Annotated in this window: 9 protein-coding genes and 1 pseudogene; all 10 read right to left on the bottom strand. The window is 71.5% G+C overall.

The window, feature by feature from the left end; all coding sequences use genetic code 11:
• Positions 1–16 precede the first annotated feature (16 nt).
• Positions 17–511 (bottom strand): arginine repressor, encoded by a 495-nt coding sequence (locus DQP57_RS15545; protein WP_112633796.1) that lies wholly within the window; start codon positions 509–511, stop codon positions 17–19.
• Positions 508–1,434: an ornithine carbamoyltransferase gene (gene argF, locus DQP57_RS15540; protein WP_112633823.1), complete on the bottom strand. Its 927-nt coding sequence runs from the start codon at positions 1,432–1,434 to the stop codon at positions 508–510. The genes DQP57_RS15545 and argF overlap by 4 nt, the downstream gene beginning before the upstream one ends.
• A complete protein-coding gene (locus DQP57_RS15535) occupies positions 1,427–2,623 on the bottom strand; it encodes an acetylornithine transaminase (protein WP_112633795.1) in 1,197 nt (398 codons plus the stop codon). The genes argF and DQP57_RS15535 overlap by 8 nt, the downstream gene beginning before the upstream one ends.
• Positions 2,620–3,507 (bottom strand): acetylglutamate kinase, encoded by an 888-nt coding sequence (argB, locus tag DQP57_RS15530; RefSeq protein ID WP_112633794.1) that lies wholly within the window; start codon positions 3,505–3,507, stop codon positions 2,620–2,622. Before argB ends, DQP57_RS15535 begins: the two co-directional genes overlap by 4 nt.
• Positions 3,504–4,736, bottom strand: a complete 1,233-nt coding sequence (argJ, locus tag DQP57_RS15525; protein ID WP_112633822.1) for a bifunctional glutamate N-acetyltransferase/amino-acid acetyltransferase ArgJ — start codon at positions 4,734–4,736, stop codon at positions 3,504–3,506. The genes argB and argJ overlap by 4 nt, the downstream gene beginning before the upstream one ends.
• A gap of 35 nt (positions 4,737–4,771) precedes the next feature.
• Positions 4,772–5,831: pseudogene (gene argC, locus DQP57_RS15520) on the bottom strand (N-acetyl-gamma-glutamyl-phosphate reductase).
• A gap of 30 nt (positions 5,832–5,861) precedes the next feature.
• Positions 5,862–8,384, bottom strand: a complete 2,523-nt coding sequence (gene pheT / locus DQP57_RS15515; RefSeq protein WP_112633792.1) for a phenylalanine--tRNA ligase subunit beta — start codon at positions 8,382–8,384, stop codon at positions 5,862–5,864.
• A complete protein-coding gene (gene pheS, locus DQP57_RS15510) occupies positions 8,384–9,427 on the bottom strand; it encodes a phenylalanine--tRNA ligase subunit alpha (RefSeq protein ID WP_112633791.1) in 1,044 nt (347 codons plus the stop codon). The genes pheT and pheS overlap by 1 nt, the downstream gene beginning before the upstream one ends.
• A gap of 148 nt (positions 9,428–9,575) precedes the next feature.
• On the bottom strand, positions 9,576–10,400 hold the full coding sequence (locus tag DQP57_RS15505) for a rhomboid-like protein (protein ID WP_112633790.1): 825 nt from the start codon (positions 10,398–10,400) through the stop codon (positions 9,576–9,578).
• Positions 10,401–10,409: 9 nt separating this feature from the next.
• On the bottom strand, positions 10,410–11,054 hold a 645-nt coding region (locus DQP57_RS15500), incomplete at its 5' end, for an adenylate/guanylate cyclase domain-containing protein (RefSeq protein WP_133259246.1).

Here is an 11,054-nt window from a genome sequence, read left to right as displayed (position 1 = left end):
CTTACACTTGAAGCGCTTAGGTGAGTTTTTCCAACGTTGTGGCCAGCTCGGCGCCGGTCATCGGCTCTCGGGCGGCCACGAAGACGGTGTCGTCGCCGGCGATGGTGCCGACGACGTACGGTAGCGCCGCACGGTCGATCGCGCTGGCCAGATAGTTGGCACCGCCGGGCGGGGTGCGCAGCACCGCGAGGTTCGCGCTGGCGTCGGCCGAGACCAGCAGCTCGCCGAGCAGCCGGGACAGCCGCGCGGTGCCGCCCGATACGCCGCGCACCGGGCTGCCGTCCTCGGGCACGATGTAGACGCCGACACCGCCGTCGGCGCCGCGCAGCTTCACCGCGCCCAGCTCCTCGAGGTCCCGCGACAGGGTGGCCTGGGTGACCTCGATTCCCTCGTCGGCCAGCCGGGCCGCCAGTTCGCTTTGGCTGCTGATCGACGCCGACGACAGGATCGCCACAATGCGGTCCTGGCGGCCGGCCCGGGTGGTCTCGGGTGTGGCTTTCGAGCGGGTCATGAGCGCCGCTCCAAAAGCCATGCCAGCAACGCCTTTTGGGCGTGCAACCGGTTTTCGGCCTCGTCCCAGACAACGCTGGCCGGGCCGTCCATCACCTCGTCGGTGATCTCCTCGCCGCGGTGGGCCGGAAGGCAGTGCAGCACAATGGCTTCCGGGTCGGCCAGCGACAGCAGGCGGGCGTTGATCTGGTAGGGCCGAAACGGTGTGAGGCGGTCCAGCCCGTCGTCCTCCTGCCCCATCGACGTCCAGGTATCGGTGACCAGGACGTCCGCGCCGCCCGCGGCCGCATCGGCGTCGGCGGTGACGGTGACCGAGGCGCCGGTGTCCTCGGCGCGCCGCCGGGCCGCCGCCACGAACGCCGGGTCGGGCGTGAAACCGTCCGGGGCGGCGATCGTGACGTGGATGCCGGCCGTGACCCCACCCAGCATCAGCGAGTGCGCCATGTTGTTGGCGCCGTCGCCGAGGTAGGTCATCGTCAGGCCGCGCAGCGACCCCTTGCGCTCGGTGATGGTCTGCAGATCGGCGAGCACCTGGCAGGGATGGAATTCGTCGGAAAGCGCATTGACCACCGGCACGGTCGCGGTCGCGGCCATCGCCTCGAGGCGTTCCTGCCCGAACGTGCGCCAGACGATGGCATCGACGTAGCGCGACAGCACCCGCGCGGTGTCCTCCAGGGTTTCGTCGCGGCCCAGCTGGGTGCTGCGGGCGTCGACGACGACGGCGTGCCCGCCCAGTTGGGCGATGCCGACCTCGAACGAGAACCGGGTGCGGGTGGAGTTCTTGTCGAACAGCACCGCGACCCCGCGGGGGCCCTCCAGCGGGCGGGCGCGCAGCGGGGCCTTCTTGAGTTCGGCGGCCAGCGCCAGCACCTCGGCCTGCTCGGCGGGCGACAGGTCGTCGTCGCGGAGGAAATGCCTAGTCATCTGCGCCACTCCCAGCGGTGTCGAGGATGTCCGGCAGCGTCGCGACGAAGCCGTCGATCTGGGCTTCGGTGATGATCAGCGGCGGCGCCAGCCGGACGACGTCGGGGGCGGCCGCGTTCACCAGAAAGCCCGCGTCGCGGGCCGCTGCCTCGACGTCCTTGGCTTTCGGCGCGGTCAGGACCACCCCCTGGAGCAGCCCCTTGCCACGCACGTGGTCGACGAGCGGATGACCCAGCTCCTCGATGCCGTGGCTCAGCGCCTTGCCCAGCATGGCGGCGCGAGCGATCAGATCACCCTCGGCCAGCGCCTTGAGCACCGCCAGCGCGGCGGCGGCGCAGACGGGATTGCCGCCGAAGGTGCTGCCGTGCAGGCCCGGGGTCAGCAGGTCGGCGGCCGGCCCGACGGCCAGGCAGGCACCGATGGGCAGTCCGGCGCCGAGCCCCTTGGCCAGCGTGACCACGTCCGGGACGATGCCGTCATGCTGGTGGGCGAAAAACGTTCCGGTGCGCCCCACCCCGGTCTGCACCTCGTCGAGCACCAGCAGGGCGCCGTGCCGTGCGGTGAGCTCGCGCGCGGCGGCCAGATACCCCTCGGGCGGGACCACGACGCCGCCCTCCCCCATGATCGGTTCCAAGAAGACCGCCGCCGTGGTCGAATCGACGGCGCCGGCAAGCGCTTTCACGTCGCCGTAGGGCACATGGGTGACGCTGCCCGGTAGCGGCTCGAATGGCGCCTGTTTGGCCGGCTGGCCGGTCAGCGCCAGCGACCCCATGGTGCGGCCATGAAAAGCGCCTTGCGCGGCAACAACTTTCGTCTTTCCGGTCAGGCGAGTGATCTTGAAGGCCACCTCGATGGCCTCGGTTCCCGAGTTGCAGAAGAACACTCGCGCCTGGACCCCGAGCTGTTCGACCAGCGCCTCGGCCAACGCGATACCCGGCTCGGTGGCATACAGGTTGGACGTATGGCCCAGCGTGTTGAGCTGGGTGGTGACCGCGTCGATCACCGCGGGGTGGCGGTGGCCGAGCACGTTGACCGCGATACCGCCGAGCAGGTCGAGATAGGTCTTCCCGTCCACGTCGGTGACCACGGCGCCGTCGCCACTGGCCAGGGCCAGCGGCGGGGTGCCGTAGTTGTTCATCATCACGGCTTCCCAGCGCTGCTTCACAGCGGCCGTCGCCGTCGCGCTCATGCGCTCACCACCTTGGTGCCGGTGCCCGCATCGGTGAAAAGCTCGACCAGCACACAGTGTTCGACCCGACCGTCGATGACGTGCGCGCTGGGCACACCCGCGGTGACCGCGCGCAGGCACGCCTCGACTTTGGGGATCATGCCCGCCTCCAGCGTGGGTAGCAGTTGTGACAGTGTGGCCGTGTCGATTTCGCTGACCAGCGAACCGCGGTCGGGCCAGCTGGTGTACAGGCCTTCGACATCGGTGAGCATCAGCAGCTTCTCGGCCCCCAGCGCCTCGGCCAGCGCCGCCGCGGCGGTGTCGGCGTTGATGTTGTGCACCACGCCCTCGGCGTCCGGCGCCAGCGTCGACACCACCGGAATGCGGCGCGCCGCAATCAGATCCAGCACGGCGGCGGTGTTCACCCGTTCGACGTCGCCCACCAGGCCGATGTCGGTGGCCACGCCGTCCACGGTGACGCTGCGCCGCACGGCGGTGAACAGCTGGGCGTCTTCGCCGGTGATCCCGACCGCATACGGTCCGTGCGCGTTGATCAGGTTGACCAGTTCGCGGCCGACCTGCCCGAACAACACCATCCGCGCCACGTCGAGCACTTCGGGTGTGGTGACCCGGAATCCGCCCTTGAAGTCACCCGTGATGCCGAGTCGGCGCAGCATCGCGGTGATCTGCGGGCCGCCGCCGTGCACGACGACCGGATGGACGCCGCAGTTGCGCAGGAACGCCATGTCGGCGGCGAAGGCGTGCCGCAGCGTGTCGTCGGTCATGGCGTTGCCGCCGTACTTGATGACGACGACCTTGCCGTGCAGCTGCTTGAGCCAGGGCAGGGCTTCGGCGAGCACCTGCGCCTTGACCACAGTCGACAACGCTTCGGTGGCGGAGCTCATGAGCTGTAGGCCGAATTCTCTTCGACGTACCCGTACGACAGGTCGGTGGTCCGGATGGTGGCCCGCTGCTCGCCGAGCCGCAGGTCGACCGTGATGTCGATGTCGGCCCCCGACAGGTCCACCTCGCGCGCGCCCGGTACCGGAACCCCGCCCGAGAAGACCGCAAACCCGTTGAACGACACCGTGATCCGGTCCGGATCCAGGTCGATGGGCGCAATCCCGACGGCGGCCAGCACCCGGCCCCAGTTGGGATCCGACCCGAACACCGCCGTCTTGACCAGGCTGTCGCGGGCGATCGTGCGGGCCGCGACCAGGGCGTCGTCCTCGGAGGCCGCCCCTTGCACGGTGACGTTGACCCGCTTGGTGACGCCCTCGGCGTCGGCCTGCAGTTGCGCGCACAGGTCGTCACACACCCGCAGCACGGCGCCGTCGAGTGCGGCCTGGCTGGGCGCGATCCCGCTGGCGCCCGACGTCAGCAGCAGCACCGTGTCGTTGGTCGAGCACGCGCCGTCGATGTCGAGCCGGTCGAAGGTGCGGGCGGTGGCGTGGCGCAGCGCGCGGTCCAGGGCCGCCGCGTCGACGGCCGCGTCGGTGGTGAGCACGCAGAGCATCGTCGCCAGCGACGGTGCGAGCATGCCGGCCCCCTTGGCCATCCCGCCGACCGTCCAGTTGTCCGGATGGTGCAGCGCAACCTGTTTGGGCACGGTGTCGGTGGTCATGATCGCCTGGGCGGCCTCGTCACCGCCGGACAGGCCGCCGGCCATGTCCTGCACGATCGTGCGCACGCCGGCGAGCACCTTGTCCATCGGCAACCGGTCACCGATCAGCCCGGTGGAGCACACCGCGACCTCGATGGCCCCGGTTTCGGTTCCCCAGTCCGAGAGGGCGGCCGCGACGGCCTCGGCGGTGGCGTGGGTGTCCTGGAATCCGCCGGGTCCGGTGCAGGCGTTGGCGCCGCCGGAGTTGAGGATCACCGCGCGCAGCGCGCCGCTGCTCAGCACCTGCTGGCTCCACAGCACCGGTGCCGCCTTGACCTTGTTGCGGGTGAACACCCCGGCGGCGGCGTAGTCGGGGCCCTCGTTGAACACCAGGGCCAGGTCGCGGTTGCCCGAGGCCTTGATCCCGGCGGCGATGCCGGCGGCCCGGAATCCCGCCGGCGCGGTCACGCCCTGTTCCCGCAGCAACCGCGACTGCGCGGCGGCTAAGACAGATGGCGCCGCTCCTGCTATCCCGGCCACGCCGGCGTCATCGTCGCTGGCGCGCGTCACGGCGCCACCCCGATCACCGAAAGTCCTTCGGTCTCCGGCCAACCCAGCGCCAGGTTCATCGACTGCACGGCCGCGCCTGCGGTTCCCTTGACCAGGTTGTCGATCGCGGCGATCGCGACGAAGGTCTGCGCGGCCTCGTCCACCGCGACGGCGATGTGCGCCGCGTTGCTGCCGATCACCGCTCCGGTGCGGGGCAGTTGCCCCTCGGGCATCAGGTAGATGAAAGGCTCTGCATGGTAAGCCTTTTCGTAGGCTTCCCGGAGTTGCGGCAGCGGCGCGCGGGTGCGCGCGGTGCAGGTCGCCAGGATGCCGCGGGAGGTCGGGATGAGCACCGGGGTGAACGACACCGTGACGTCGCGGCCGGCGGCGGCCCCCAGGCCCTGAGCGATCTCGGGCGTGTGCCGGTGCGCGCCGCCGATGTTGTAGGCCCGCGCCGACCCGATGACCTCCGCGCCCAGCAGGTCGGTCTTGGCCGCCCGACCGGCACCCGACGTCCCGCTGACGGCGACCACGGTGACGGCGGGCTCGATGAGGTCCGCGGCCACCGCGGGCAGCAGCGCCAGTAACGCCGCGGTCGGGTAGCAACCCGGCACGGCGATGCGGCGGGCGCCGCGCAGCCGCTCGCGGGCGCCGGGCAGCTCCGGCAGCCCGTAGGGCCAGCTGCCGGCGTGCGGGGACCCGTAGAACCGCTCCCACGCGTCGGCGTCGGTGAGCCGGAAGTCGGCGCCGCAGTCGATGATCAGTGTGTCGGGGCCGAGCCGTTCGGCCAGCGCCGCCGAATGACCGTGCGGCAGGGCCAGGAACACCACGTCGTGGCCGGCGAGCACGTCGAGCTCGGTCGGCTCCACCACCCGCTGGGCCAGCGGGGTGAGGTGCGGGTGGTGCTCACCGAGCGTGCTGCCGGCGCTGGCGGCGGCGGTCACCGCGCCGATCTTCAGGCGCCCGTGCGCGTAGGCCGGGTGGCCGAGCAGCAGGCGCAGGATTTCACCGCCCGCGTAGCCGCTGGCACCGGCAACCGCCACCTTCATTCCGTCGGCCATTCCGCCGATTCTGCATGGTTATGCAGTGCTTTGCAAATCCATTCCGCTAGCCGCGCAGCTCCGCGCCGACCGCCTCGGCGGCGCGGCGCACCGCGGCGTCGCGAGCCGCGGTGGCGTCGTCCTCGGTGAGCGTGCGGTCGGGGGCGCGGAAGCGCAGCGCGAAGGTCAGCGATTTGCGGTCCTCGCCGACCTGCGGGCCGGTGAACACGTCGAACAGCTGCAGGTCTTCGAGCAACTCCCCCGCGCCCTCGCGGACGGCGTCGGCCACCGCCTGGGCCGGCACCTGGGCGGGCACCACCAGGCTGAGGTCCTGGAAGACGGCCGGGAACGGCGACACCCGCGGCGCCGGCAGTGTCAGGGGGATGGGAATCGCGTCGAGATCGAGCTCGAGGGCGCAGGTGCCCTTGGGCAGCCCGGAGCGCTCGATCACCGCCGGATGCAGCTGGCCGGCGTGGCCCACCGGGGTGTCGCCGACGAGCACCTCGGCGCACCGCCCCGGATGCCAGGGCAAATATTGCGCCGCCCGCAATCGCACGTCGATCCCGCTGGCGCGGGCGATGATGCGCACCGCCTCGAACGCGTCGGCGGCCTCGGCGCGGCGGCCGGGGCCCCAGGGCCCGCGGTGTTCGCGCAGGCCGGTCAGCACCGCGGCGACGTGCTGGGGTTGGCGCGGCAACGACGCGTCGAGCGCGGCGATCTCGGCGTCGGTGGGCCGGCGGTCGACCGGGACGAGGTCCACCGCGCGCGTGTCCGCGGTCGGCCGGACCACCTGCGCCAGGGCATACAGGGAGATGTCAACCAGGCCGCGAGAGACGTTGCGCACCAAGGCTTCCAGCAATGCCGGCAGCAGCGTGGTGGCCAGGTGCGGGCGGTCGGCCTCCAGGGGGTTGAGCACGTCCGTGGTGGTGCGTCGCGGGTCGTCGGCCGGCAGGCCCCACAGGTCGAACACGCCCGCGGGCAAAAACGGGGTCGGCAGGATCTCCACGAAGCCGGACTCGGCCAGCGATCTGCCGATGGCGCGGCGGCGCTTCTGCACGGCGGACAGGCCCCGGCCGGCCGGCGCCGACGGCAACACCGACGGAATGACCTCGAGCCCCTCCAGCCGCAGCACCTCCTCGACGAGGTCGGCGGGCTGCAGCAGGTCCGGACGCCAGCTGGGCGGCGTCACCGTCAACACGCCGCCCCCGCGCCCCTCCTCTGGGCCCGCCACGTCGGCCCCGATCTGGGCGAGCCGCCTGGCGGTGGTGCCCGGCGCATAGCCCACCCCGGCCAGGCGGTCCGGCAGGTCGGCGGCGATGTCGATGGGCGGCCCAGCCCAATCGGCGACCGAGTTGCCGACTGGCGGGTCGCCGCGCCAGTCGGTGAGGGCGTCGGCGACCACGCCACCGGCGATGTCCGCGAGCAGGGTGGCGCAGCGGTCCAGCGCGGCCACCGAGATGGCCGGATCCACTCCCCGCTCGTAGCGGCGGGCGGCTTCACTGGGCAGATGCAGCCGGCGCTGGGTGCGCGACACCGCGGCCGGGTCCCAGACCGCGGCCTCGAGCAGCACGTCGGTCGAATCGGCGCGCACCTCGGTGCTCGCCGCGCCCATCACGCCGCCGATCGCGGTGGTCGCGGTCTCGTCGACGATGAGGACGTCGGCCGCATCGAGTGTGCGTTCGACGTCGTCGAGGGTCACCACGGTCTCCCCGGGCCGCGCGAAGCGCACGGCGAAGCTTCCGGTGATGCGGTTGCGGTCGTGGGCGTGCATCGGGTGGCCGAGCTCGAGCATCACGTAGTTGGTCACGTCGACGGCCGGGGAGGTCGCGCGGATGCCGGACAACAGCAGCCGGCGCTGCAGCCACCACGGCGACACGGCGGCGGGGTCGATGCCGGTGACCGGGCGCAGCGCGAACCGCCGCACCCCGGTGCCGGGTTGCACGGTCAGCGGCCAGGCCTCGCCCTCGACCGGCAGCGGCTTGATCACCTGGCTGCCGGCGGGATCGACGAAGTCCAGGTCGTAGGCGCAGGCGACCTCGCGGGCCAGGCCCCGCAACGACATGCAGTAACCGCGGTCGGGTGTGATCGCCAGGTGGAAGACCACGTCGTCGAGCCCCAGCACCGCGGCGGCGTCGGCGCCGGGGTCGGCGGTGCCCGGCGGCAGCACCAGGATCCCGGAATGGTCGGCGCCCAGGCCCAGTTCGGCCGCCGAGCAGATCATTCCGTCGGAGGTGCGGCCGTAGGTCTTGCGGGTGGCGATGGTGAAGTCGCCGGGCAGCGTGGCGCCGGGCAGTGCCGCAACGATGAGGTCACCGACAGCGAAGTTGGTTGCGCCGCAGACGATCTCGCGGTCCTGGCCTTCACCGACGTCGACGTGGCAGAACCGGATCGGCTTCTTGAAACCGGTGAGTTCTTCGATGCCGGTGACCCGGCCCACCGTCAGGGGGCCGTCGACCGGCCCGAGGGTGACGACGTCCTCGACCTCGTGGCCGATGCGCACCAGCGTCTGCTCCAGCTCGGCGGGGGCGACGTCCCAATCCGGTGCGCCGGCCGCCACGATCTCGCGCAGCCAGCTGTACGGGACGCGCATCAGGCACCCACCCCGAACGGAAGCGAGAACCGCACGTCGCCCTCGACCATGTCGCGCATGTCCGGAATCCCGTTGCGGAACTGCAGGGTTCGTTCCAGCCCCATGCCGAACGCGAAGCCGGAGTAGACGTCCGGGTCAATCCCCGCGGCGCGCAACACGTTTGGATGCACCATTCCGCAGCCGCCCCATTCCACCCAGCCGGGGCCGCCCTTCTTGCCGACGAACCAGACGTCGACCTCGGCCGACGGCTCGGTGAACGGGAAGAAATGCGGCCGGATCCGGGTGCGCGCCTCGGGACCGAACTCGGCGCGCGCGAACGCGTCCAGCGTTCCCCGCAGGTGCGCCATGGTCAGGCCGCGGTCCACCGCCAGGCCCTCGACCTGGTGGAACACCGGGGTGTGGGTGGCGTCGAGTTCGTCGGTGCGGAAGGTGCGGCCGATCGAGACGATGTAGACGGGCAGCTCGCGGGCGAGCAGGGTGCGCACCTGCACCGGCGACGTGTGGGTGCGCAACAGCTGCCGGGAATCGTCGGGCGCGATGTAGAAGGTGTCCTGCTCGCTGCGCGCGGGGTGGTCGGCCGGGAAGTTCAGCGCGTCGAAGTTGAACTGCTCGGTCTCCACCTCCGGGCCCTCGACCAGTTCCCAGCCCATCGCGATGAACGTGTCGGCGATGTGCTCGGCCAGGATCGTGATCGGGTGCCGCGCGCCGGCCGGCTGCCGGGTCGACGGCAGCGTGACGTCGATGCCCTCGGCGACCAGCACCGCGGCGTCGCGCTCGGCCCGCAGGACCGCCAGCCGCTCGTCGTAGCCCTGCTGGGCGTCGGTCCGGGCGGCGTTGACCCGCTTGCCCGCATCGGCGCGCTGGTCCTTGGGGACGCCGCCGAGCGCCTGGCGAGCCAGGGCCAGCGGTGCGCGGTCGCCGAGGTGCTCGGTCTTGGCCCGGGCCAGTGCGTCGAGATCGCCGGCCCGCGCGAAGGCCTTCCGGGCGGCGCTGACCGCTGCGGTCAGGGCTTCCGGCGACAGGTCGACGGGTTGATCACCCACGCGGCGACACTCTCCTTGCTGACGAGGCTGGTCGGGGCTGCCCGCATCGATGTGCTTCCGCGCGGCACGGGTCGAGTGCTGATCATAGTGATTCGGCGCGTGGCGCCCGCCGGGCGCTTGGTGTTGGGCCGCCGACGGCGGTGATGGCCTAGCCGGCGACCGCCGGCTGCGGCCCGCCCAGCGTCTCGTCACCCAGCGCGGGGACCTCCGGGGTGGCGACGCCCCGAGTGCCGGCGAGCTTCGCCAGCTTGTAGGCGACGAATGCGCCCACGAGACCGAACACCGGCGTCGCCGCCATGGTCCCCCAGTGGTGGGCCAGCATCAGGAAGCCGAAGCCCGAGGACAACGCCAGCATCAGGTAGCGCGCGGGCGTCCAGTGGATCGGCTGCCGGAACCGGGCGGACACCAGGACGCCCAGGATCACGGCGACGGTGTGGCCGGCGTCGGTGAAGTCGCCGCCGATGATCGCCGAGGCGATGCCCGCCGACACCCACCAGCCGACCCAGGCGGCCCGCCAGCGCGACGGGATGACCGCCGTCATCGCGCCGAGCACCGCCAGCGCGCCGTAGCTCATGCCGACGTCGCTGGCCCGGGTGATCGACACGGGGAGCCAGCCGAACTCGACGGACGCCGCCAGGGCGGCGGCGACCAGCAGCGTCGCGCCGATGTGGCCGACGAGGAACGCCACCACCAGCCGGATGGTGCGCAGATGCAGCTCGGCGAGCGCCAGCAGGCAGGTCAGGAAGGGCAGCCAGAAGTACAGCGGGCCGGCGTCGACCACGAGCGCGCTGCCCAGCAGCGTGCCCAGGTGGCCGTGGGCCAGGTTGTGCACGTTGGTGCTGGCGCGCTGGACGATGACGTCATGGGCGTGCGGGCCGAGGGCCAGGATGGCGCAGCTGATGGCGAGCAGCAGCGCCGCATACCCCACAGTGAATTGGACCCGGGCGAGCCGGGACACGATGCCCCCTAGCATTGGCATCCATTATGGCTGCGGTTTTGTCTCGGCTGCGTCATCAGGGCCTGACAACTCCTTAAGAGTCTTGAGGCGATATATCGCCAAATCGTCGGGAATGCCGGCGGGCTTCGGCCCGAAGACCGGCTTCCTCGTGCGTTTGGCCTCGACGCCCAACGCGTCCAACTCGCTTTGCGGTATGAGATCTAACGTTGAACTCGACACCATGATTCCACCCTTGGTGGCTCTTTCCATAACTCGTGCGGCGATATTCACATCGACGCCGAGCCAGTCGGCGGCCAGCCGCTGCGGGCGCCCGGTGTGGATTCCCACCCGCATCCTGGGCGTATAGCCGTCCACGTCGACCGATTTCAGCGCGTCCTTGGCCGCCAGCACGGCGCGCACCGCGACCATCGGATCGCCGAAGACCGCCATGAGGCCGTCGCCCATCCGCTTGACGATGTGACCGCCGGCGTCGAGCAGGGGCGGCTCGAGCGCCCGCGCCACCTGTCGCAGCAGCACCAGCGCCGCGTCGTCGCCGGCTTGCAGGGACCACGTCGAGAACCCGACCAGGTCGGTGAAGACCAGCGTCACCTCCGGGTTCGCGGGCCGGCGCGACACCCCTTCGGTCAGCGCCTGCCACACCTGCAGCACCCCGAGGCCGACCTCGCGCGA

Source organism: Mycobacterium colombiense (genome assembly GCF_003284935.1).
GTDB classification, from domain to species: Bacteria; Actinomycetota; Actinomycetes; order Mycobacteriales; family Mycobacteriaceae; genus Mycobacterium; species Mycobacterium arosiense_A.
Note: the sequence above shows the minus strand (reverse complement) of the source record. Positions and strands in the feature narration are given on the sequence as shown.